Annotated in this window: 22 protein-coding genes; 20 read left to right on the top strand and 2 right to left on the bottom strand. The window is 71.2% G+C overall.

Translation table 11 applies throughout. The annotated features are described in order from the left end of the window. The first annotated feature begins 186 nt into the window (after positions 1-186). The 18 genes from infC to ACIQH8_RS00025 all read left to right on the top strand — a co-directional run bounded on the left by infC (position 187) and on the right by ACIQH8_RS00025 (position 17,741). Positions 187-801 carry a translation initiation factor IF-3 gene (infC, locus tag ACIQH8_RS00110; protein ID WP_400995633.1) on the top strand — a complete coding sequence of 205 codons (615 nt, stop codon included), beginning with the start codon at positions 187-189 and terminating at the stop codon, positions 799-801. Between the two features lie 56 nt (positions 802-857). Further along, positions 858-1,052: a 50S ribosomal protein L35 gene (gene rpmI, locus ACIQH8_RS00105; protein WP_067949205.1), complete on the top strand. Its 195-nt coding sequence runs from the start codon at positions 858-860 to the stop codon at positions 1,050-1,052. 32 nt (positions 1,053-1,084) lie between these two features. Continuing rightward, the gene (rplT, locus tag ACIQH8_RS00100) at positions 1,085-1,471 is read left to right on the top strand and encodes a 50S ribosomal protein L20 (RefSeq protein ID WP_129234085.1); all 387 of its coding nucleotides are present in this window, start codon (positions 1,085-1,087) and stop codon (positions 1,469-1,471) included. Between the two features lie 145 nt (positions 1,472-1,616). Next, entirely contained in the window at positions 1,617-2,447 is an 831-nt protein-coding gene (locus ACIQH8_RS00095; RefSeq protein WP_400993285.1) for a TrmH family RNA methyltransferase, read from the top strand. 54 nt (positions 2,448-2,501) lie between these two features. Further along, positions 2,502-3,287 (top strand): amino acid ABC transporter ATP-binding protein, encoded by a 786-nt coding sequence (locus ACIQH8_RS00090; protein ID WP_400993283.1) that lies wholly within the window; start codon positions 2,502-2,504, stop codon positions 3,285-3,287. 55 nt (positions 3,288-3,342) lie between these two features. Beyond that, entirely contained in the window at positions 3,343-4,218 is an 876-nt protein-coding gene (locus ACIQH8_RS00085; RefSeq protein WP_400993280.1) for a glutamate ABC transporter substrate-binding protein, read from the top strand. Positions 4,219-4,299: 81 nt separating this feature from the next. After that, positions 4,300-4,947, top strand: a complete 648-nt coding sequence (locus tag ACIQH8_RS00080) for an amino acid ABC transporter permease (RefSeq protein ID WP_400993277.1) — start codon at positions 4,300-4,302, stop codon at positions 4,945-4,947. Next, positions 4,944-5,852, top strand: coding sequence for an amino acid ABC transporter permease (locus tag ACIQH8_RS00075; protein WP_400993274.1), 909 nt, complete (start codon positions 4,944-4,946; stop codon positions 5,850-5,852). The genes ACIQH8_RS00080 and ACIQH8_RS00075 overlap by 4 nt, the downstream gene beginning before the upstream one ends. 42 nt (positions 5,853-5,894) lie before the next feature. Beyond that, positions 5,895-6,935 (top strand): phenylalanine--tRNA ligase subunit alpha, encoded by a 1,041-nt coding sequence (pheS, locus tag ACIQH8_RS00070; protein ID WP_400993272.1) that lies wholly within the window; start codon positions 5,895-5,897, stop codon positions 6,933-6,935. A 3-nt stretch (positions 6,936-6,938) separates the two neighbouring features. Continuing rightward, entirely contained in the window at positions 6,939-9,464 is a 2,526-nt protein-coding gene (gene pheT / locus ACIQH8_RS00065; protein ID WP_400993269.1) for a phenylalanine--tRNA ligase subunit beta, read from the top strand. A 135-nt stretch (positions 9,465-9,599) separates the two neighbouring features. Next, complete coding sequence (locus tag ACIQH8_RS00060) at positions 9,600-10,013, top strand: DUF1801 domain-containing protein (protein ID WP_400993267.1); 414 nt, start codon at positions 9,600-9,602, stop codon at positions 10,011-10,013. A gap of 253 nt (positions 10,014-10,266) precedes the next feature. Continuing rightward, positions 10,267-11,310, top strand: a complete 1,044-nt coding sequence (gene argC, locus ACIQH8_RS00055) for an N-acetyl-gamma-glutamyl-phosphate reductase (RefSeq protein WP_400993264.1) — start codon at positions 10,267-10,269, stop codon at positions 11,308-11,310. After that, positions 11,307-12,464 carry a bifunctional glutamate N-acetyltransferase/amino-acid acetyltransferase ArgJ gene (gene argJ / locus ACIQH8_RS00050; RefSeq protein ID WP_400993263.1) on the top strand — a complete coding sequence of 386 codons (1,158 nt, stop codon included), beginning with the start codon at positions 11,307-11,309 and terminating at the stop codon, positions 12,462-12,464. Before argC ends, argJ begins: the two co-directional genes overlap by 4 nt. Positions 12,465-12,480: 16 nt before the next feature. Next, a complete protein-coding gene (argB, locus tag ACIQH8_RS00045) occupies positions 12,481-13,449 on the top strand; it encodes an acetylglutamate kinase (RefSeq protein WP_400995630.1) in 969 nt (322 codons plus the stop codon). Continuing rightward, positions 13,446-14,645 (top strand): acetylornithine transaminase, encoded by a 1,200-nt coding sequence (locus ACIQH8_RS00040; protein ID WP_400993261.1) that lies wholly within the window; start codon positions 13,446-13,448, stop codon positions 14,643-14,645. Before argB ends, ACIQH8_RS00040 begins: the two co-directional genes overlap by 4 nt. 56 nt (positions 14,646-14,701) lie before the next feature. Then, positions 14,702-15,631 carry an ornithine carbamoyltransferase gene (gene argF, locus ACIQH8_RS00035; RefSeq protein WP_400993258.1) on the top strand — a complete coding sequence of 310 codons (930 nt, stop codon included), beginning with the start codon at positions 14,702-14,704 and terminating at the stop codon, positions 15,629-15,631. Between the two features lie 2 nt (positions 15,632-15,633). Beyond that, a complete protein-coding gene (argH, locus tag ACIQH8_RS00030) occupies positions 15,634-17,067 on the top strand; it encodes an argininosuccinate lyase (RefSeq protein WP_400993256.1) in 1,434 nt (477 codons plus the stop codon). A 23-nt stretch (positions 17,068-17,090) separates the two neighbouring features. Continuing rightward, complete coding sequence (locus tag ACIQH8_RS00025) at positions 17,091-17,741, top strand: DNA-3-methyladenine glycosylase (RefSeq protein WP_400993254.1); 651 nt, start codon at positions 17,091-17,093, stop codon at positions 17,739-17,741. A gap of 18 nt (positions 17,742-17,759) precedes the next feature. Here ACIQH8_RS00025 and ACIQH8_RS00020 read toward each other — a convergent pair whose 3' ends face one another. Continuing rightward, positions 17,760-18,356 carry a hypothetical protein gene (locus tag ACIQH8_RS00020; RefSeq protein WP_400993252.1) on the bottom strand — a complete coding sequence of 199 codons (597 nt, stop codon included), beginning with the start codon at positions 18,354-18,356 and terminating at the stop codon, positions 17,760-17,762. A gap of 160 nt (positions 18,357-18,516) precedes the next feature. Further along, a complete protein-coding gene (locus ACIQH8_RS00015) occupies positions 18,517-19,149 on the bottom strand; it encodes a DNA-binding protein (protein ID WP_400993250.1) in 633 nt (210 codons plus the stop codon). A gap of 126 nt (positions 19,150-19,275) precedes the next feature. Between ACIQH8_RS00015 and tyrS the strand changes: the two genes are divergently transcribed. After that, the gene (gene tyrS / locus ACIQH8_RS00010; RefSeq protein WP_400993247.1) at positions 19,276-20,577 is read left to right on the top strand and encodes a tyrosine--tRNA ligase; all 1,302 of its coding nucleotides are present in this window, start codon (positions 19,276-19,278) and stop codon (positions 20,575-20,577) included. Between the two features lie 6 nt (positions 20,578-20,583). Then, positions 20,584-21,948 carry a CoA transferase gene (locus ACIQH8_RS00005; RefSeq protein ID WP_400993245.1) on the top strand — a complete coding sequence of 455 codons (1,365 nt, stop codon included), beginning with the start codon at positions 20,584-20,586 and terminating at the stop codon, positions 21,946-21,948. Positions 21,949-22,269 lie beyond the last annotated feature (321 nt).

Below are 22,269 nucleotides of genomic sequence, written 5' to 3'. Positions count from 1 at the left end.
TACCGCTTCATCAAGGTTACCGGGTCGTTCGCACTCCCCTTCCCCGCTCGCGGGGGAGGAGCAAGGGTGCCGCATGAGCCCGCGGTGGAATTCCGCGGGGTGTCATCGCGTGGATTTCCGCTCTCGTCTTCGGGCGGCATCCGTCTCCCGAAGGGCTGGAAACCAGTTCGAGTAGAGGAGACTCGCATCAGCGATCCGCGTACCAATGACCGTATCCGCGTCCCCGAGGTCCGCCTCGTCGGGCCGAGTGGAGAGCAGGTCGGCGTCGTGAAGATCGAGGTGGCACTGCGGCTCGCGCAGGAGGCCGACCTCGATCTCGTCGAAGTCGCGCCGAACTCCCGTCCGCCGGTCGTCAAGATCATGGACTACGGCAAGTACAAGTACGAGGCTGCGCAGAAGGCGAAGGAAGCCCGGCGCAACCAGGCGAACACGATCCTCAAGGAGGTTCGGTTCCGCCTCAAGATCGACAAGCACGATTACGAGACCAAGATGAAGCGCGCCGTCGGCTTCCTGAAGTCCGGCGACAAGGTCAAGGCCATGATCCTGTTCCGCGGTCGCGAGCAGTCGCGTCCCGAGATGGGCGTCCGCCTCCTGCAGCGCTTCGCGGAAGACGTCGCCGAGTACGGCACCGTCGAGCACAACCCGACGATCGACGGTCGCAACATGGTCATGGTGATCGCGCCCCTCAAGAACAAGTCCGAGGCCAAGGCCGAGGCGAATGCACAGCGTGCTGCGGCCAAGCAGCGTCCGGCGGAATCCGCGGACGATGCGTCGCAGACGGCCGAGGCCCCCGAGGCCTAGGCCAGGCACCACGTCCGCCACCCCGGTGGCGGCAGAACCAAGGAGAGAGACGAGAGATGCCGAAGCAGAAGACCCACTCCGGGTCCAAGAAGCGCTTCAAGGTCACCGGCAGCGGCAAGATCAAGAAGCAGCAGGCCGGTATGCGCCACAACCTCGAGGGCAAGTCCTCGGTGCGCACCCGCCGCCTGAACCAGGACAAGGTCGCCTCGGCGCCCGACACCAAGGTCATCAAGAAGCTGCTCGGTCGCTGAGCGACGAGATCCGGTAAGGAAGAGACACAGTCATGGCAAGAGTCAAGCGCGCAGTCAACGCGCACAAGAAGCGTCGGGTCATCCTCGAGCGCGCCGAGGGCTACCGCGGTCAGCGGTCGCGCCTCTACCGCAAGGCGAAGGAGCAGGTCACCCACTCGCTCGTCTACTCGTACAACGACCGCCGCAAGAAGAAGGGCGACTTCCGTCGCCTCTGGATCCAGCGGATCAACGCCGCTGCGCGCCAGAACGGCATCACGTACAACCGCCTCATCCAGGGCCTCGGGCTCGCGGGCATCGAGGTCGACCGTCGCATCCTCGCCGACCTCGCGGTCAACGAGCCGGCGACCTTCGCGGGCCTCGTCGAAGCCGCCAAGAAGGCGCTGCCGAGCGACGTGAACGCTCCGAAGAACGCGGCGTAAGCTCCGCTTCTCCCGAACGGCCCGGCACCCCTCGTGGTGCCGGGCCGTTCGTCGTCTCCCGGTGGGCACGGCGGGCGGATGCCGCGGCAGCGCGATGTCGGCGGGGCAGCGCCGGCCACGCGGCATCCGTCGCTAGGCTTGAGGCGTGCTGGAGAACCCGAGGTCGCCGCGCGTGCGTGCCGTCGCGAAGCTCGCGAAGAAGCCCGCGCGCGTCGAGACGGGCATGTTCCTCCTCGAGGGCCCGCAGGCGGTCGCCGAGGCGCTGACCTTCCGACCGCAGCTCGTGGTCGAGCTGTACGCGACCCCGACCGCGCTCGAGCGCTACTCCGACATCGGCGACACCGCGATCGACGCGGGCGTCGACGTCGAGTACGTCACCGAAGAGGTGCTGAACGCGATGGCCGACACGGTCACGCCGCAGGGTTTCGTCGCCGTCTGCCACCAGTTCCCGACCGCGGTCAAGGACGTCTTCGCGACCCACCCGAAGCTCGTCGCGATCCTCGAGGAGGTCCGCGACCCGGGGAACGCCGGCACCATCGTCAGGGCGGCGGATGCCGCGGGGGCCGACGCCGTCGTCTTCACCGGCCGTGCCGTCGACCTCTACAACCCCAAGGTCGTGCGCTCCTCGACGGGATCGATCTTCCACCTGCCGGTCGCGGTCGGCGCCGAGCTCGATGACGTCCTGGCGCGTGCTCGCGAGGCCGGCCTCACCATCCTGGCCGCCGACGTGAAGGGCGACGACCTGCTCGAGGCGCGGCGCGACGGCGTGCTCGCGCGACCGACCGCGTGGCTGTTCGGCAACGAGGCCCGGGGCCTGCCGGACGAGAAGCTCGCGCTCGCCGACCGGGTGGTCACGGTGCCGATCTACGGTCACGCCGAATCCATGAACCTCGCGACCGCGGCGTCCGTCTGCCTGTACGAGAGCGCCTTCGCGCAACGCGACCGACCCCGCGCCGACGAGGTAACGGAACGGTAAACCCCCCGCTCGGGCGGTGGCCGGGAAGGGCCGTTGGGCCCTAGTTTGAGGGGTATGCCGGCCGACACCGCTCCACGCACGTCGAACATCTCGGTCCGCCGGGGCGAACCCCTCGTCGTGATCGACCACGTCGACAAGTACTTCGGCGACCTCCACGTGCTCAACGACATCAACACGGTCGTCAATCGCGGCGAGGTCGTGGTCGTCATCGGGCCGTCGGGCTCCGGCAAGTCGACGCTGTGCCGTGCGATCAACCGGCTCGAGACGATCGACTCGGGCAGCATCACCATCGACGGCGACGTCCTGCCTGAAGAGGGCGCGGCGCTCGCGAAGCTCCGCGCCGATGTCGGCATGGTCTTCCAGTCGTTCAACCTGTTCGCGCACAAGACCGTGCTCGAGAACGTCACGCTCGCGCCGATCCGGGTGAAGCGGATGTCGCGGAAGGACGCCGAGGCGAAGGCCATGGAGCTCCTCGAGCGCGTGGGCGTCGCCAACCAGGCCAAGAAGATGCCGGCGCAGCTCTCGGGCGGCCAGCAGCAGCGGGTCGCGATCGCCCGATCGCTCGCCATGAACCCGAAGCTCATCCTGATGGACGAGCCGACCAGCGCGCTCGATCCCGAGATGATCAACGAGGTCCTCGACGTCATGGTCGGCCTCGCCGAGCAGGGCATGACGATGATCGTCGTCACCCACGAGATGGGCTTCGCCCGCAAGGCCGCCGATCGCGTGCTCTTCATGGCGGATGGCGCGATCGTCGAGGAGGCCGCTCCGGCCGAGTTCTTCGACCACCCCAAGACCGATCGCGCGAAGGACTTCCTGTCGAAGATCCTCGCGCACTAGACCTCCGCTGCCACGAGCGGCGGGGACCCGAACGACACGAGAGATGAGGCACGACATGAGACGCAGCAGAATCGCCCTGGTCGCCGCGGCGGCCGCTTCCGCGCTCCTGTTCGCCGGCTGCGCCGGCGACGCGGGCACGCCCGGCGACGACGGCGCAGAGCCGAGCGTCGAGGAGGCCCCCGAGTTCGAGGAGGGCACGACGATGGCCGAGCTCGCCGAGGCGGGCACCGTCACGGTCGGCACCAAGTTCGACCAGCCGCTGTTCGGCCTGGTCGGCCCCGACGGCATCCCGGTCGGCTTCGACGTCGAGATCGCGAAGATCATCGCCGGCGAGCTCGGGATCGCGCCCGGGAAAATCGAGTGGGTCGAGACGGTTTCGGCGAACCGCGAGCCGTTCATCGAGAACGGCCAGGTCGACTTCGTCGTCGCGACCTACACGATCAACGACGAGCGCAAGGAGGTCGTCGACTTCGCCGGGCCGTACTTCGAGGCCGGCCAGTCGATCCTCGTGCTCGCCGACAACGAGGACATCACGAGCGAGGACGACCTCGTCGGGCAGCCCGTCTGCTCGGTCACGGGTTCGACCCCCGCCGCGAACCTCAAGGAGCTCGGCGCCGAGGTCATCGAGACCGACACGTACAGTAACTGCCTCGAGCCGCTCCGCAGCGGCCAGGCCGTCGCGGTGTCGACCGACAACGTGATCCTCGCGGGCCTGGTCGACCAGAACCCCGGTGAGTTCAAGGTCGTCGGCGAGCCGTTCACCGCCGAGCCCTACGGCATCGGCCTCATGAAGGGCGACGACGACTTCCGGAACTTCATCAACGACGTCCTCGAGGCGTCCTACGAGGACGGGTCGTACGAGGCCGCGTGGGAGGAGACCGCCGGAGCGGTGCTCGAGTTCCGCGAGCCGCCGGCCGTCGACCGGTACTGATCCGCACGGAGGTCCGGGCGCCGCTGGGCGCCCGGACCTCCCGGGTCGGCACGCCCACCACACACCACAGGAAGGAAGCGCGTGGACGCGGTCCTCGACAACTTCCCGCTCTACCTGCAGGGCTTCGGCACGACCGTGCTCCTGCTGGTGGTCTCGGGAATCGCCGCACTCGTCATCGGCACGCTGATCGCGGCCATGCGCATCTCCCCGGTGCCCTCGCTGCGCTGGTTCGCGACGGTCTACACCGAGCTCGTGCGGAACACCCCGCTCACGCTCGTGCTGTTCTTCTGCGCGTTCGTGCTTCCGCAGCTCGGCTCACGGCTCGACTACGTGACCGCGGCGATCATCGGCCTCTCCGTCTACACGTCGCCGTTCGTCGCGGAGGCACTCCGCTCCGGCGTCAACGGCGTGCCGGTCGGCCAGGCCGAAGCGGCTCGCAGCGTCGGGTTCGGCTTCGCCCAGACCGTGGGGCTCATCGTGCTGCCGCAGGCGTTCCGGATGACGATCCCGCCGCTCATCAACGTCTTCATCGCGCTGACGAAGAACACGTCGGTCGCGGGCGGCTTCTTCGTGGTCGAACTGTTCGCCGTCGGCCGCACCGTCGCGAACGCGCGCGGCGACCAGGTGATCCCGGTCCTCCTCGGCGTTGCGACCTTCTACCTGCTCATCACGGTGCCGCTCGGCCTCCTCGCGGCACGACTCGAACGACGTTGGGTGGTGCAGCGATGACGAACGTGCTCTTCGACGCCCCGGGTCCGGTCGCCCGGCGCAACTCGCTGATCGCCTCCATCGTGGGCGTCATCGCGATCCTCGGCGGCCTCGCCTGGGTGTTCTTCACCCTGAACGCGCCGCGCGGCGACCTGCCGGGCTACTTCGACCCGTCGCGGTGGGACATCTTCGCCGACCCGACCGTGTGGCGCTACATCTTCGTGGCCGGCGTGTGGGGCACCCTGCGGGCCGCCCTGACCGCGGCCGTGCTCGCGGTCGCGCTCGGCATCGTGTTCTCCCTGCTGCGCAGCGCACAGACCGCGTGGATTCGCATCCCCACGGCGGTCGTGCTCGAGTTCGTGCGCGGCATGCCCGTGCTGCTGATGATGCTGTTCATCCTCCTCGTGCTCAACACGGGCTCGTTCTGGGCGGTCGTCGCCGCCCTGACGCTGTACAACGGCGCACTCATCGGCGAGGCGCTGCGCGCCGGACTCGCCGCACTGCCGAAGGGGCAGCGCGAGGCCGGACTCAGCCTCGGCATGCGGCCGATGCAGTCGAAGATGCTCATCGAGTTCCCGCAGGCGTTCCGCCAGATGCTGCCGATCATCATCGCCCAGCTCGTGGTGCTCCTGAAGGACACCTCGCTCGGCTACATCGTCGGGTACGTCGAGCTGCTGCGGGTCAACATGAACCAGCTCGCGAGCTTCTACGGCAACTACTACCTGTTCTCGTTCTTCGTCGTCACGCTGGTGCTGTACCTTGCGATGAACCTCTCGCTGTCGTGGTTCGCGCGGTGGGTGGCCAAGCGCACGGCCCGCCGGACGGGGCAGAAGCCGCCGAACCCCGATCAGGAGAACGAAGAGCTGCTCATGGGGATCGCGAAGGCGAACGCCGAGTCGCGGCAGATGGGTCAGGGCTCGATCTAGCGGCGCGCGGGCGCGCTCGCGCCACGACTAGACTCGTTCTTCGTGTCCGAGCCCCTCCAGATCACCGAACCGGCCGTCGCTGCCGCCGTCGACGCGGCGCTCGCTGCGATCGCCGTCGCGGGCGACTCCGCCGCGTTCAAGGCCGTCCGCGCCGAGCACACCGGCGAGAAGTCGACCCTCGCGCGGCTGAACGCGTCGCTGCGCGATGTCCCCAACGACCAGAAGGCCGCCCTCGGCAAACTCGTCGGCTCCGCCCGCGGTCGCGTGAACCAGGCGTTCGCCGCGCGCGAGGCCGAGATCCTCGAGGCCGAGGCCGAGGCCCAGCTCGCCGCCGAGGCAGTGGATGTCACGGCGTTGCCGTCTCGCTTCACGGCCGGGGCGCGGCATCCGCTCGCCCTGCTGCAGGACCGCGTCTGCGACGTCTTCACCGGCATGGGCTGGGAGATCGCGGAGGGCCCCGAGGTCGAGAGCGAGTGGTTCAACTTCGACGCGCTGAACTTCGACGCCGACCACCCGGCGCGCGCGATGCAGGACACGTTCTTCGTCGACCCGCCCGAGGCGCACCTCGTGATGCGCACGCACACGAGCCCCGTGCAGGTGCGCTCGATGCTCGAGCGCGAGGTGCCGATCTACGTGCTCGCGCCCGGTCGCGTGTACCGGACCGACGAGTTCGACGCCACGCACCTGCCCGTGTTCATGCAGTTCGAGGGCCTCGCCGTCGACAAGGGCCTGACGATGGCGCACCTCCGCGGCACGCTCGACCACTTCGTGAAGTCGATCTTCGGCGAGGAGGCCAAGGTGCGCCTGCGGCCGAGCTTCTTCCCGTTCACCGAGCCGTCGGCCGAGCTCGACTTCTGGCACCCGACCTTCAAGGACGGCCCGCGCTGGATCGAGTGGGGCGGCTGCGGCATGGTGCACCCCAACGTGCTCCGCGCCGCCGGCATCGACCCCGAGGTCTACACGGGCTTCGCCTTCGGCATGGGCATCGAGCGCGGGCTCATGCTCCGCAACGACGTCCAGGACATGCGCGACATGGCCGAGGGCGACATCCGCTTCTCACAGCAGTTCGGAATGGTGGTCTAACCGATGCGAGTGCCTCTCAGCTGGCTCGCCGAGTACGTCGATCTCCCGCCGGGCACGTCCCTCGAGGACGTGCACGCCGCGCTCGTGCGCGTCGGGCTCGAGGAGGAGGACGTGCACACGTTCGACCTCCAGGGTCCGATCGTCGTCGGCGAGGTCCTCGAGTTCGTCGAGGAGCCGCAGTCCAACGGCAAGACCATCCGCTGGTGCCAGGTGCGCGTCGCGGCCGACGGCGAGCAGGCCGCCGACGGCGGCGACGCCGTGCACGGCATCGTGTGCGGCGCCCGGAACTTCTTCGCCGGCGACAAGGTCGTCGTGACCCTGCCCGGTTCGGTGCTGCCCGGCCCGTTCCCGATCGCGGCGCGGAAGACCTACGGCCATGTCTCCGACGGCATGATCGCCTCCGCGAAGGAGCTCGGCCTCGGCGAGGACCACGACGGCATCCTCCGCCTGTCGACGCTCGGCATCGACGCGCCGGTCGGCTCCGACGCGATCGCGCTGCTCGGCCTCGACGACGCGGCGGTCGAGATCAACGTCACGCCCGACCGCGGCTACGCGTTCTCGATCCGCGGCGTGGCCCGCGAGTACGCGCACGCGACGGGCGCGGTATACCGCGACCCGGCCGCGCAGGTCGCGGCGGCGGATGCATCCGCCGACGCGTTCCCGGTCGAGGTCCGAGACGAGGCGCCCATCCGCGGCCGCGTCGGCGCGAGTGTGTTCGCCACGCGCATCGTGCGCGGCATCGACCCGACGCGGACCACGCCGGCATGGATGGTCGCGCGGCTGAAGCTCGCCGGCATCCGCTCGCTCTCGCTGCCCGTCGACATCACGAACTACGTCATGCTCGAGCTCGGCCAGCCGATCCACGGCTACGACCTCGACCGGCTGCAGGGCGGCATCGTCGTGCGTCGTGCGGCTGCGGGGGAGACCCTCGAGACGCTCGACGGCAAGGTGCGGGCGCTGCACCCGGAGGACCTGCTCATCACCGACGACCGCGGCGCCATCGGGCTCGCGGGCGTCATGGGCGGCGCCGACACCGAGATCGGCGACGAGACGACCAGCGTGCTCATCGAGGCCGCGAACTTCGACCCCGTGTCGATCGCGCGCACCGCGCGTCGGCACAAGCTGCCGAGCGAGGCGTCCAAGCGCTTCGAGCGCGGCGTCGACCCGGCGGTCGCCGGTGCGGCCGCATCGCGCGTCGCGCAGCTCCTCGTCGACCTCGCCGGCGGGACTGCCGACGAGAGCGGCTCGCTCATCCACGAGGCGCCCGCGCGCGAGGCCATCCACCTCCCCGACGGCTTCGTCACCGGCCTCATCGGCGTCGAGTACACGGCCGACGAGGTGCACGACGCGCTCGCCGAGATCGGCGGCGCGGTCACCCGCGTCGAGGGCGGCTTCGACGTCGTCCCGCCGTCGTGGCGACCCGACCTCACCGCGAACGTCGACCTCGCGGAGGAGGTCGCGCGCCTGCTCGGCTACGACCGCATCCCGTCGGTGCTGCCCGTCGCCCCGCCCGGGCGCGGGCTCACGCGGTCGCAGCGCGTGCGCCGCGGCGTCGCCGACGCCCTCGCGGCCGCCGGTGCGACCGAGGTGCTCGCCTTCCCGTTCGTCAGCGAGGCGGAGAACGCCGTGCACGGCTCCGCCGACGGCTCGCCCGTGGCGAGCGTGAAGCTCGCCAACGCGCTCGACGCCACCGCGCCGTTCCTGCGCCGCTCGCTCATCCCCGGCCTCATCGGCGTCGCACGCCGAAACCTCTCGCGCGGCTTCACCGACCTCGACGTGTACGAGCTCGGCCTGGTGTTCCTGCCCGAGAAGGGTCGCGCGTACGGTTCGGCCGAGCTGCCGATCGGCTGGGAGCGCCCGTCCGACGACACGCTCGCCGAGCTGAACGACGGCATCCCCGCGCAGCCGCGTCATGTCGGCGTGCTGCTCACTGGGGACAGGCAGGCGAAGCAGCCGGGCCGTGCCGCCGAGGCGGCGGGCATCGCCGACGCGCTCGACGCCGTCCGCCGCATCGCGCACGCCGCCGGCGCCGAGGTCGAGTTCGCGCAGGGGTCGCACCAGGCGATGCACCCCGGCCGGACCGCAGAGGTCCGCGTCGCCGGGCAGCTGGTCGGCTACGCCGGCGAGCTGCACCCGAAGCTCACCGCCGAGGCCGACCTGCCGCGTGTGGTCGCGGTCGCCGAGGTCGACCTCGACGCGATCATCGAACTCGCCGGCGACGCGGTCGAGGCGCGCCCCATCGGCACGCTGCCCGCGGCGACGCAGGACCTCTCGCTCGTCGTCGGCGCCGAGGTCCCCGCGGCGACCGTCGCGGCCGCCGTCCGCGAGGGCGCGGGCGAACTCCTCGAGCACCTGCAGCTCGTCGACGACTACCGCGGGCACGGTGTGCCCGAGGGTTCGAAGAGCCTGACGTTCGCGCTGCGCTTCCGGGCCGGCGACCGCACCCTCACCGCCGCCGAGGCGAGCGAGGCCAAGATGGCCGGCGCTGCCCTCGCGTCCGAGCGCACGCGCGCCGCGATCCGCGAGTAGCGTCCGTCGTCGCACCGTCTCGAGGGCGCCCGGCCGGTCACCGGCCGGGCGCCCTCGCGCGTCGCAGGCTCGATCGGCGCGTCGACCCGCGAGTCCGGTCCTCGCCGAGCCGCCCCTGCGGCGGTACCGTTGAGCATGGCCGAAGCGAAGACGGTTCCCACTGGAGCCTCGGTGTCGGAGTTCCTCGAGTCCGTCGAGCCCGCCGGGCGGCGTGAAGACGGCCTGGTGCTGCGCGAGCTCTTCGATCGCGTGACCGATACCGACGCGGTCATGTGGGGTCCGTCGATCGTCGGCTACGGCCTGCACCACTACCGGTACGACTCGGGTCACGAGGGCGACACGGCCGTCGTCGCGTTCTCGCCACGCAAGGCCTCGATCTCGCTGTACGGACTGCAGACCCCGGGCGCCGAGGAGCTCATCGATCGGCTCGGCAAGGTCAAGGTCGGCGCCGGATGCCTCTGGGTCGGCCGTCTCTCGACCGTCGACCTCTCCGTGCTCGAGGCGCTGGTCGACCGGGCGTGGGTGCGCACGCGCGGCGACGACGTCTGATCGGCGACGGTGCGCGCCATCCGCTCGTCTCCACCGTCACGCGATTTGCACCGCGCGTGCTCGCGCGGCTATGGTCGCCGCATGTCCACCACCCGGCCCGCCGAGACCGCACGCGTCGTGCGTGTCGTCGTGCTGCGCGGCCGACGTCGGGGCGGGCGCCGAATCCAGGCGACTCCCGCGGCGGCCTGAGCCTGCCGCCCTGGGCGTCGCCGGAGCCGTCATCCCGATCGTTCAGCCCAATAAGGTGGATTCCATGACGTTTACCGTCGCCGTCTCCGGCGCGTCCGGCTATGCCGGCGGGGAGCTGCTGCGTCTCCTCGCCGACCATCCCGAGTTCGACATGCGGACCGTGACCGCGCACTCGAACGCCGGCCAGCCGCTCACCGCGGTCCAGCCGCACCTCCGCAGCTACACGCACCTCACGCTCAAGGAGACCTCGGCCGAGACCCTCGCCGGTCACGACGTCGTCTTCCTCGCGCTCCCGCACGGCGCGTCCGGTGCGATCGCGGCCGAGCTCTCCGCCGACACGCTCGTGATCGACTGCGGCGCCGACCACCGGCTCGAGGATGCCGGCGATTGGGCCGCGTTCTACGGCGGCGACTTCCACGGCGCGTGGGAGTACGGCGTGCCGGAGCTTCCGCGCCTCTCCGGTACGCAGCGCACGCGACTGGCCCGCACGCGGCGCATCGCGGCGCCGGGCTGCAACGCCTCCACGGTGGCGCTCTCGCTCGCGCCGGGCATCCGCGCCGGCGTCATCGAGGACGCCGACCTCGTCTCGGTGCTCGCCGTCGGACCTTCGGGGGCGGGTCGTGCGCTCAAGGCGCACCTCCTCGGTTCCGAGATCCTCGGCTCGGCGAACCCGTATGCCGTCGGCGGCACCCATCGCCACATCCCCGAGATCCAGCAGGCGCTGCGGTGGGCGGGGGCGGCGGCGCCGACGATCTCCTTCACGCCCGTGATCGTGCCGATGTCGCGCGGCATCCTCGCGACCTCGACCGCGCGGGTCGTGGCGGGGACGGATGCCGCGACCGTGCGGGCGGCCTGGGAGGACGCGTACGCGGGGGAGCCGTTCGTGCAGGTGCTGCCCGACGGCCAGTTCCCGCGCACGGCCGACGTGCTCGGTGCCAACACCGCGCTCATCGGCCTCGCGGTCGACGAGGCCGCGGGGCGGGTCGTCGTCGTCACCGCGGTCGACAATCTCGTGAAGGGCACCGCCGGCGCCGCGATCCAGTCCGCCAACATCGCCCTCAGCCTCGCCGAGGCGACCGGGCTCCCCGTGAACGGAGTCGCACCGTGAGCGTGACCGCACCCCAGGGATTCGACGCCGCCGGCATCGCGGCCGGCATCAAGCGCTCCGGCGCACTCGACCTCGCCGTCGTCGTCAACCGAGGGCCGTCGCAGGCGGCGGCCGCGGTCTTCACGTCGAACCGGGCGAAGGCGAACCCGATCCTCTGGTCCGAGCAGGTCGTCCAGGACGGCGCGGTCGCCGCGATCGTGCTGAACTCGGGCGGCGCGAACTGCTTCACGGGGCCCGAGGGGTTCCAGGTGACGCATCGCACCGCGGAGGCCGCGGCATCCGCCCTCGGCGTTTCGGCGGGCGACGTGCTCATCTGCTCGACCGGGCTCATCGGCGACCAGCTCGACGGCGAGGTGCTCGAGGAGGGCGTGCTCTCCGCGACGAACCGGCTCGCGAGCGACGAGGCCGCGGGCGCCGACGCGGCGCGCGCGATCATGACCACCGACACGAAGCCGAAGACGGTCGAGGTCGTCGTCGACGGATGGCGCATCGGCGGCATGGCGAAGGGTGCGGGCATGCTCGCTCCGGGCCTCGCGACCATGCTGGTCGTGCTGACGACGGATGCCGTCGTCGACGCGGCCGCCCTCGACGCGGCGCTGCGGCGGGCCACGCGCGTCACGTTCGATCGCCTCGATTCCGACGGCTGCATGTCGACGAACGACCAGGTCACGCTGCTCGCGTCCGGCGCGTCGGGCGTCGAGCCCGATCCGGAGACGTTCGTCGAGGCGCTCACGACCGCCTGCCGCGACCTCGCGGTCCAACTGCAGGCCGACGCCGAGGGCGCGAGCCACGACATCGCGATCGAGGTGCGCGGCGCCGTGACCGAGGACGACGCGGTCGAGGTGGGTCGCTCGGTCGCACGGAACAACCTCTTCAAGGCGGCGATCTTCGGAAACGACCCGAACTGGGGGCGCGTGCTCGCGGCGATCGGCACCACCTCCGCGCCGTTCGACCCCTACCTCGTCGACGTGACGATGAACGGCGTCCGCGTCTGCCACGCGGGCCGGCCGGATCGGCCGCGGGACGACGTCGACCTCACGCCGCGCGCGACGCACGTGCTCGTCGAGCTGCACGCGGGTGAGGCATCCGCCACGATCTGGACGAACGACCTCACGCACGACTACGTGCACGAGAACAGCGCGTACTCGAGCTGACATGAGCGAGGAGCAGATGACCCCCGACGCGATCGCGTCCAGCACCACCTCCACCGACTCCGAGGCCGACGCGCGCGCCGATGCCGCCGCCGCGGCTCGCAAGGCGGGAACCCTCATCGAGGCGCTGCCGTGGCTGAAGCGGTTCCACGGCGAGACGATCGTCGTGAAGTTCGGTGGGAACGCCATGGTGAGCCCCGAGCTGCAGCGAGCCTTCGCCGAGGACATGGTCTACCTCAGGTACGCCGGCATCAGGCCCGTGGTCGTGCACGGCGGTGGGCCCCAGATCTCGTCGATGCTCGACCGCCTCGGCATCGCGAGCGAGTTCCGCGGCGGGTACCGCGTCACGACGCCCGAGACCATGGACGTCGTCCGGATGGTGCTCTCGGGCCAGGTGAACCGCGAACTGGTGAGCCTCATCAACGAGCACGGTCCCCTCGCCGCGGGGCTCTCGGGCGAAGACGCGGGGCTGTTCCGCGGCCGTCGCCGCGGCGCGGTCGTCGACGGCGTCGAGGTCGACCTCGGACTCGTCGGCGATGTCGTCGAGGTGGATCCCGAGGCGGTGCTCGCGCAGGTGGACGCCGGCCGTATCCCCGTCGTCTCCTCGATCGCACCCGACCTCGACCAGCCCGGCCAGTCGCTGAACGTCAACGCCGATTCGGCCGCGGCGTCGCTCGCGGTCGCGCTCGGGGCGGCCAAGCTCGTCATCCTGACCGATGTCGCCGGCCTCTACCGCGACTGGCCGAACCGCGACTCGCTCGTCTCGGAGATCGACGTGCCCGAACTCGAGGCAATCCTTCCGACGCTCGAGTCGGGCATGATCCCGAAGATGACGGCGTGCCTCGAGGCCGTGGCGGGCGGCGTTCCGAAGGCCGCGATCATCGACGGGCGCGTTCCGCACTCGATCCTCCTCGAGATCTTCACGAGGCAGGGCATCGGCACCGAGGTCGTCCCGGCCGAGCCGGACGGGGCGGGGGTGACGTCGTGACGGGCGCCGACGACTGGCGCGAGCACTACACGCAGCGCATGATGAAGACCCTCGGCATGCCGCTCGCGAAGCTCGTGCGCGGCGAGGGCGCCCGGGTGCAGGACGACGAGGGCACGTGGTACCTCGACTTCCTCGCCGGCATCGCCGTGAATTCGCTCGGCCATGCCCACCCCGTCTTCGTCGAGGCCGTGACGCGGCAGGCATCGCGGCTCGCGCACGTCTCGAACTACTTCGCCACCGACCCCGCACTCGCGCTCGCCGATCGGCTCGCGCGGATCTCAGGGGCCGGCGATGCCGGTCGCGTCTGGTTCGGCAACTCGGGCGCCGAGGCGAACGAGGCAGCGTTCAAACTGGCTCGCCTCAACAACTCGGGCGGCGCGCGGACGCGCGTCCTCGCCCTGGTCGACGCGTTCCACGGCCGCACCATGGGCTCGCTCGCACTCACGGGCAAGCCCGCGATGCGCGACGCGTTCGAGCCGCTCCCCGGTGGCGTCACGCACATCCCCTCGACGATCGAGGCCCTCGAGGCCGCGCTCGACGAATCGGTCGCGGCGCTGATCCTCGAACCGATCAAGGGCGAGGCGGGCGTGCTCGAGCTGCCCGAGGGGTACCTGCAGGCGGCACGCGACCTGACGCGTCGCCATGGTGCGCTCCTCATCGTCGACGAGGTGCAGACCGGCGCCGGGCGCACCGGGGAGTGGTTCGCGTTCCAGCACGCCGGCATCCTGCCCGACGCGATCACGGTCGCCAAGGGCATGGGCGGCGGCATCCCGATCGGCGGGCTCGTGACGTTCGGACACGCCTCCGACCTGTTCTCGCGCGGTCAGCACGGCTCGACGTACGGCGGGAACCCGTTGTCGACGGCCGTCGCCGACGCGGTCCTCGCCGAGATCGAGCGCGCCGGACTCGTCGAGAACGCCGCGCGCCGCGGCGCCGAGCTTCGCGAGCGCGTGCGCGGCCTCGGCTCGCCGCTCGTGGCGGGCATGCGTGGCCGCGGACTCCTCGCGGGTGTCGCGCTCACGGAACCCGTCGCGTCCGAGCTCTCCGCCGCGGCCATGCGAGCCGGCCTCATCGTGAACGCTGCGAACGATTCGACCATCCGCCTCGCCCCGCCGCTCAACATCGGCGACGACGAACTCGACGAGTTCACCGACCGATTCGGCCGTGCGCTCGCGGCCGTCGCCGACGCCCGCTGACCCCGCCCACCAGACCACAGACCATCCCGCTCGCGCCCGCGCAGAACGGAGCATCCATGACCCGCCACTTCCTCCGGGACGACGACATCTCGCCCGCAGAGCAGGCCGAGATCCTCGACCTCGCGGTCCGCCTCAAGGCCGATCGCTGGGTCGAGACCCCGCTCGCGGGACCGCAGACCGTCGCCGTCATCTTCGACAAGTCATCGACCCGCACGCGGGTCTCCTTTGCGGTCGGCATCGCCGACCTCGGAGGATCGCCGCTCATCATCTCGACGGCGAACAGCCAACTCGGCGGCAAGGAGACGCCCTCCGACACGGCGCGCGTGCTCGAGCGGATGGTGTCGGCCATCGTCTGGCGCACGTACGCGCAGTCCGGCCTCGACGAGATGGCCGCGGGCACGACGGTCCCCGTCGTGAACGCGCTGTCCGACGACTTCCACCCGTGCCAGCTGCTCGCCGACCTGCTCACGATCCGCGAGCACAAGGGCGAGCTCGCCGGGCTCACGGTCGCGTTCCTCGGCGACGGCGCGTCGAACATGGCGCAGTCGTACGTGCTCGCGGGCGCGACGGCCGGCATGCACGTGCGGGTCGCCTCGCCCGAGGAGTTCGCGCCCGCGGCATCCGTCGTCGCCGATGCCGACCGCATCGCCGCCGCCACCGGCGGCTCGGTCGCGCTCTACACCGACGCCGCCGAGGCCGCCGCCGGCGCCGACGTCATCGTCACCGACACCTGGGTGTCGATGGGCAAGGAGGACGAGAAGGCGCACCGCGTCGCCACGTTCGGCGCCTACGCCGTCGACGCCGACCTGATGTCGCTCGCGAAGCCCGACGCCGTGTTCATGCACTGCCTGCCCGCCGACCGCGGCTACGAGGTGAGCGCCGACGTCATCGACGGCCCGCAGTCGATCATCTGGGACGAGGCGGAGAACCGGTTGCACGCGCAGAAGGCGCTGCTCGTGTGGCTCCTCGCCAGGAAGGACGCGTGAGCATGTCCGATCAGCACGGCACCAACGAGGGCTCGCTCTGGGGCGCCCGCTTCGCCGGCGGACCCTCGCCCGAGCTGCAGCGCCTGTCGAAGTCGACCCACTTCGACTGGCAGCTCGCACCGTACGACCTCGCCGGGTCGCGGGCGCACGCGCGCGCTCTCGCCGCGGCCGGGTACCTCGAGCCCGACGAGCTCGACCGCATGATCGCGGGCCTCGACGCGCTCGAGCAGCGGGTGATCGACGGCGACCTGGTCGCCGCCGACTCCGACGAAGACGTGCACGGCGCCCTCGAGGCCGCGCTCATCGCCGAGGTCGGGCCCGAACTCGGCGGCAAGCTGCGGGCGGGCCGCAGCCGCAACGACCAGATCGCCACCCTCGTGCGCCTCTACCTCAAGGACCACGCGATCACGATCGGTCGCATGCTCGTGCACCTCATCGACGCGCTCTCGGCACAGGCCGACGCGCACCGCACGGCGATCATGCCCGGGCGCACGCACCTGCAGCACGCGCAGCCCGTGCTGCTCGCGCATCACCTGCTCGCGCACGGCTGGGCGCTCTCGCGCGACCTCGAGCGGCTCGTCGACTGGATGAAGCGTGCGGACGTCTCGCCCTACGGCGGCGGCGCACTCGCCGGGTCGACGCTCGGCCTCGACGCGGCATCCGTCGCCCGCGACCTGGGGCTCGCGCACCCCGCCGAGAACTCGATCGACGGCACCGCCAGTCGCGACGTCGTCGCCGAGTTCGGGTTCGTCGCCGCGATGATCGGCATCGACCTGTCGCGCATCGCCGAGGAGATCATCCTCTGGAGCACGCGCGAGTTCGGCTTCGTGACGCTCGACGACGCGTACTCGACCGGGTCGTCGATCATGCCGCAGAAGAAGAACCCCGACATCGCCGAGCTCGCGCGCGGCAAGTCCGGGCGGCTCATCGGCAACCTGTCCGGACTGCTGGCGACGCTCAAGGCGCTGCCGCTGGCGTACAACCGCGACCTGCAGGAGGACAAGGAGCCCGTCTTCGACTCGGTCGAGACGCTCGAGGTGCTCCTGCCGGCGTTCACCGGCATGGTCGCCACGCTGACCTTCCACCCCGAGCGCATGGCCGAGCTGGCGCCGGCCGGCTTCTCGCTGGCGACGGATGTCGCCGAGTGGCTCGTGAAGCGCCGGGTGCCGTTCCGCGACGCGCACGAGATCACGGGCGCGCTCGTCCGGCACGCGGAGACGAACGGGCTCGAGCTGCACGAGGTCGACGACGAGGCGCTCGCGTCGATCTCACCGCACCTGGTGCCCGAGGTGCGCGAGGTGCTCACGATCGAGGGGTCGGTCGCGAGCCGCGACGGGATCGGCGGCACCGCGCCCGCGCGCGTCGACGCCCAGTTCGCGTCGCTCGCCGACCGCGTGCGGCATCTCGTGTCGGTCCTGCCCGGCGGAGACGACTGAGCCTCGACGGACGGGCGGGCGCGATGAGCACGGGCGAGCGGATGCCGCGACCGGCGTCGCACGCCGAACTCGTGCGGCCCGACCGCGCGTGGTTCCGGCGCGATTCCGTCGAGCTCGCGCCGTTGCTGCTCGGCGCGGTGCTCGCGTACGACTCCGAGGAGGGCCGGGTCGCGGTGCGCATCTCCGAGGTCGAGGCCTACCGCGGGGTCGGGGTCGACCCGGGCTCGCATTCGTTCCGCGGCCGCACGGCGCGCAACTCGGTCATGTTCGGCGACGGCGGGCATCTCTACGCGTACTTCACGTACGGCATGCACGTGTGCCTCAACGTGGTCTCCGGCGTGCCCGGCACCTCGGCGGGCATCCTGCTGCGTGGAGGGATCGTCGTCGACGGACTCGACCTCGCACGGTCGCGGCGATCGCGCTCGACGGACCGCGACCTCGCACGGGGGCCGGCACGCCTCGCGCAGGCGCTCGGCGTGCCGCTCGCCGCCAACGGCGCCGACCTGCTCGCGCCGCCGTTCTCGCTCGAGGTCCGGCTCGCGCCGCTCGCGCACGCCACGGGGCCGCGGACGGGCATCAGCGGTGCCGGCGGCGCGGCATCGTACCCCTGGCGGTTCTGGGTGCCGGGTGATCCCGGCGTCTCGGTGTATCGGCGGCATCCGAAGTCGCACTGACCGGGGCACGCCGGGCGCTCACCGGATCGCGAGATGCACGGCGAGGGCCGCGGCGCACGCCCAGATGAGGCTCGCGAAGGTGCCGATGATGAAACGCTCCCGCGCCTCCGGCGCCTCGAGCTCGGTGAACCGCCCGACGCCCTTGACCGCGACGACGATCGCGAGCCCCTCGGGGAAGCCCGCGATGATGGTGCCGGCGGAGGCGAGCCGTTCGAGTACGCCGATCGTGAGGCCGCCTCGGAGGACCTCCCGACGAGCCGGTGCGGCTCCGGGCGCCGTCGTCTCGTCGGATCTGACTGCGACGAGGATGCCGCCGTGCGCGCCGGGCGGCGTGCTCGAGCCCATCGCGAGTTGCAGCGCCGTGGCCGCCGCCGGGCTCCCGCCGAAGACCGCGACGACCATGCCGAGGAGGCCGACGAGCGGCGCCGCGACCATGGGCACGTCGTCGGGCACCGTCGATGCGGCGACGATCGCGAGCGCCAGGGTGCCCGCGGCCGGCCACAGGTGGATGGGCCGGGGGCGGAGGTACGCCAGCACGGAGAGCACCGCCGATGCGCCGAGCGCGACGACGATCACCGCCCAGCCGACGGCCGACATCGCATCGACGACGTTCACGGGTCCTCCGCTCTCCGGGTTCGCGCCGGGTTCGGGTCCGGGCGTTCGGGTCCCGGGGTCGCGTCGAGCATAGAGGCTGCCTCGGACGAAGTCGGAGGAGGCGGCACGCGCGTCCGCCGCTCCGCGGGCCCGGACGCACGTGGGTCGGGCGTTCGAGCGATCAGTCGTCCGGTCCGTCGTGTGCGGCGTCGCGTCGGTCGAGTGACGCGATCAGTCGCACGATCGCCGGCTGCGCGTCGTCGTCGGCCGACCACATCGCGGCCCGGAGGCGCTGACTGATGGCGGCGTCGGAGATGCCGAGGAGCTCGGCCGCGTGCTTCTGCGAGCGGCCCGACCGCACGAGGTCGACGGCCTCCCAGCCCTGCGGGGTCCGACGGTCGCGGAGGAGCAGGAGCAGCCGGAACACCGCCTCGACCTCGCGCGCGGGAAGGAGCCCCACGTCGTCGCCGTCTGTCCGCAGCGCGAAGCGCCCGTCGGCGCGCTTGGCCGCCTCGACCGCCTCGCGGGCGGCGAAGAATGCACCGCCGGTGGCCTTCCGTACGGCGTCGGGGAGCGGCTCGCGCACGTCGCCGATGCCCAGGCCGATGCTCCAGTGGCCGTCGCGCGCGAGGTGGAGCACGAGGTCGACTGCGGTGGCGGCCTGGTCGGTGAGTGCCTGCAGTTCATCGCCGGCCGTCTGATCGACCGGGAGGAGCAGGCGATCGTCGAACCGGTCCTGCAACTCCTGCTGCATGGTCGATGAGCGGTCGACATCGGCGCGGCTCCCGACCTGGTCTGCGGTGATGACGAACATCTCAGGGGCTCCATCCCAAGCTCAGGGAGTTTAATCTTCAAAGTAAAGTATATGGACTTCAATGAGATCGATCAAGGAACAAGGCTTCACCGTCTCGTTGACCGTCCCGCTGCTACCCTTGCACTCGTGTCCGACCCCGCGATCCTCGCCACGCAGCAGAACGACCTCTCGTTCGACGACGTCTGGGAGGAGCTCCGCTGGCGCGGGCTGGTCCACGTCTCGACCGATGAGGCGGCACTGAAGGAACTCCTCGCCGGCGACCCGATCACCTACTACTGCGGGTTCGACCCGACCGCGCCCAGCCTGCACCTCGGCAACCTGGTGCAGATCCTCACGCTCCGTCGCCTGCAACTCGCCGGCCACCAGCCGCTCGGTCTCGTCGGCGGCTCCACGGGCCTCATCGGAGACCCGCGCCCGACCGCCGAGCGCACGCTGAACACGAAGGAGACGGTCGCCGAGTGGGTCGGCCGCCTCGACGCGCAGGTCCGTCGCTTCCTGTCCGCCGAGGGCGACAACGCCGTCCGCATGGTGAACAACCTCGACTGGACCGCGGGTCTGTCCGCGATCGACTTCCTCCGCGACATCGGCAAGCACTACCGCGTCGGCACGATGCTGAAGAAGGACGCGGTCGCGTCGCGCCTGAATTCCGATGCCGGCATCAGCTACACGGAGTTCAGCTACCAGATCCTCCAGGGCTTCGACTACCTCGAGCTCTTCCGCCAGTACGACTGCGTACTGCAGACCGGCGGCAGCGACCAGTGGGGCAATCTCACGAGCGGCACCGACCTCATCCACCGCGTCGAGGGCGTGCACGTGCACGCGGTCGGCACGCCGCTCATCACCAACTCCGACGGCACGAAGTTCGGCAAGAGCGAGGGCAACGCGATCTGGCTCGACGCCGACATGTGCAGCCCGTACCGCTTCTACCAGTTCTGGCTCAACACCGACGACGCCGACGTGATCGACCGGCTCAAGGTGTTCACATTCCTCTCGCGCGAGCGCATCGAGGAACTCGCAGACAAGGTCGCGAGCGAGCCCTTCCGCCGCGAGGCGCAGAAAGTCCTCGCCCACGAGGTCACGACGCTGGTCCACGGTGCGGATGCCACGGCGTCGGTCGTCGCCGCATCGCAGGCGCTGTTCGGCCAGGGCGACCTCGCCGGTCTCGACCGCGGCACGCTCGAGGCCGCGCTCCGAGAGCTGCCCCACACCGAGACCGACGCGGATGCCACGGTCGTGCAGCTGCTCGTCGACACCGGCCTCGTGGCGAGCCTCAGCGAGGGTCGCCGCGCGATCGCGCAGGGCGGGGTCTCGATCGACAACGTCCGCGTCGAGGACGACGCGGCGCTCATCGGCGCGCGGGGGGACGCGGGCGGCATGGCCGTGCTCCGTCGCGGCAAGAAGACGCTCGCGGGCGTGTTCGTCCGGTAGGTCCCGATGGCGCGCGAGGCAGCAGACCGGCTCCTCGCGAGCGTGTGGGCGGATCTCGGCCGCGATCCAGCCGAGCCGGCGGCGCTCGCGCCGCTGCCCGAGGCGCCGTTGCCGGCGTGCCTCGACGTGTCGTCGCTCGCCGTGGCATCCGTCGCCGCCGCGAGCCTCGCGGCCTGGTCGGCGACCGCGGCGCCCGGATCGATCCGACTCGACGGTGCGCGCGTCGCGACCGCATTCCAGAGCGAACGCGTCGCCCGCTTCGACGGCGAGCCGCCGTCCGTGTGGTCGCCGCTCTCCGGATTCCGCCGTGCACGCGACGGCTGGGTGCGCACGCACGGCAACTATCCGCACCACGCGGCCGCGTTGCGCCGCGTGCTCGGTGTCGGCGAGGGGGCCGATGCCGCGGACGTCGATGCCGAAATCGCTCGTTGGGCCGCAGCGGAACTGGTCGAGGCGGTGACCGGAGCCGGCGGGATGTGCGTCGCCGTCGCGGTCGAGGAACCGCACGTCGACGAGGAGCTCCGGCGGCATCCGCTGATCGAGCTGCTGCCGCTCGGAGCGGCCGGGCCGGTGCCGGCCCGCGCGCCCGAGCCCCGCCGTCCGCTCGCGGGCCTGCGCATCCTCGACCTGACTCGTGTGATCGCCGGCCCGGTCGCGACGAGAACGCTCGCGCTGCTCGGCGCCGATGTCCTGCGGATCGACCCGCCGTCGCCGCCCGAACTCGAGTGGCAGCACCTCGAGGGCGGGCCGGGCAAGCGCTCGGCGCTGCTCGACCTGCGCACCTCCGGCGACGCCGCGCGCTTCGAGGAGTTGCTCGCCGAGGCCGACGCCATCGTGCTCGGATACCGGCCGGCATCACTCGAGCGGCTGGGAATCTCACCACAGGACCTCGCGGACCGGCACCCCGGGCTCGTCATCGGGCAGCTCTCCGCATGGGGATTCGACGAGGCGGCGGGGGAGCGGGGCGGGTTCGACAGCCTCGTCCAGGCATCGTCGGGCATCGCGCTCGTGGAAGGGACGCCCGATGCACCCGGTGCCCTGCCCGCTCAGGCGCTCGATCACGCGACGGGGTACTTCCTCGCCGCGGCGGTGATGACGATGCTCGGACGGCGTTCGATCGATGGCGGCACCCGGCTGGCGAGGATGTCGCTCCGTCGGACCGCGGCCGAGCTGCTCGGCCTGCCGAGGCGAGGCGAGCCCGGGCCCGTCGGCCTGGGGGATGCGGCGCGCGATTCGCACGCCGAGACGGTGTCCGGCCCTGCGGGCGAGCAGCGCATCGCGGCTCCCGCGATCGCATCGCCGGCGGGGCCGATGGGGTGGCCGGCTGCGCCGCATCCGTGGGGATCGGATCGGCCCTACTGGGCGGACTGAGGCGCGACACGCCCGGGATGCGGCGCCGAGTTGCGGCACCCCTGCGATCTCCGTAGAGTATTCATTCGTTGCCCCACAGGAGCGAGTGAAGCGAGAAGCTTCGCCTCCTCAAGCGGCACGATCCCGAACCCCTGATTCTCATGCAGGATCCCGGGTTCGAAGCATCCGAATCGGTCCCCAAGCGGGATCGCCGGATGATTGACGAACATCGCTTCGGATGATCGATCGCACGGCGGTCGTGAACCGGGTGCGTCCGTTCCTTGAGAACTCAACAGCGTGCACTATGTTCAATGCCAATTTTTGAACCCCGTGTTTCCTGCT

The sequence above is a fragment of the Agromyces sp. GXQ0307 genome (genome assembly GCF_044769845.1).
Taxonomy (GTDB): Bacteria; Actinomycetota; Actinomycetes; order Actinomycetales; family Microbacteriaceae; genus Agromyces.
Note: the sequence above shows the minus strand (reverse complement) of the source record. Positions and strands in the feature narration are given on the sequence as shown.

Coding starts and splice junctions, on each gene's coding strand:
- rpmI (WP_067949205.1), top strand. CDS start 858: ATGCCGAAGCAGAAGACCCACTCCGGGTCCAAGAAGCGCTTCAAGGTC.
- rplT (WP_129234085.1), top strand. CDS start 1,085: ATGGCAAGAGTCAAGCGCGCAGTCAACGCGCACAAGAAGCGTCGGGTC.
- ACIQH8_RS00090 (WP_400993283.1), top strand. CDS start 2,502: ATGCCGGCCGACACCGCTCCACGCACGTCGAACATCTCGGTCCGCCGG.
- ACIQH8_RS00085 (WP_400993280.1), top strand. CDS start 3,343: ATGAGACGCAGCAGAATCGCCCTGGTCGCCGCGGCGGCCGCTTCCGCG.
- ACIQH8_RS00075 (WP_400993274.1), top strand. CDS start 4,944: ATGACGAACGTGCTCTTCGACGCCCCGGGTCCGGTCGCCCGGCGCAAC.
- pheT (WP_400993269.1), top strand. CDS start 6,939: ATGCGAGTGCCTCTCAGCTGGCTCGCCGAGTACGTCGATCTCCCGCCG.
- ACIQH8_RS00060 (WP_400993267.1), top strand. CDS start 9,600: ATGGCCGAAGCGAAGACGGTTCCCACTGGAGCCTCGGTGTCGGAGTTC.
- argC (WP_400993264.1), top strand. CDS start 10,267: ATGACGTTTACCGTCGCCGTCTCCGGCGCGTCCGGCTATGCCGGCGGG.
- argB (WP_400995630.1), top strand. CDS start 12,481: ATGACCCCCGACGCGATCGCGTCCAGCACCACCTCCACCGACTCCGAG.
- argF (WP_400993258.1), top strand. CDS start 14,702: ATGACCCGCCACTTCCTCCGGGACGACGACATCTCGCCCGCAGAGCAG.
- argH (WP_400993256.1), top strand. CDS start 15,634: ATGTCCGATCAGCACGGCACCAACGAGGGCTCGCTCTGGGGCGCCCGC.
- ACIQH8_RS00025 (WP_400993254.1), top strand. CDS start 17,091: ATGAGCACGGGCGAGCGGATGCCGCGACCGGCGTCGCACGCCGAACTC.
- ACIQH8_RS00015 (WP_400993250.1), bottom strand. CDS start 19,149: ATGTTCGTCATCACCGCAGACCAGGTCGGGAGCCGCGCCGATGTCGAC.
- ACIQH8_RS00005 (WP_400993245.1), top strand. CDS start 20,584: ATGGCGCGCGAGGCAGCAGACCGGCTCCTCGCGAGCGTGTGGGCGGAT.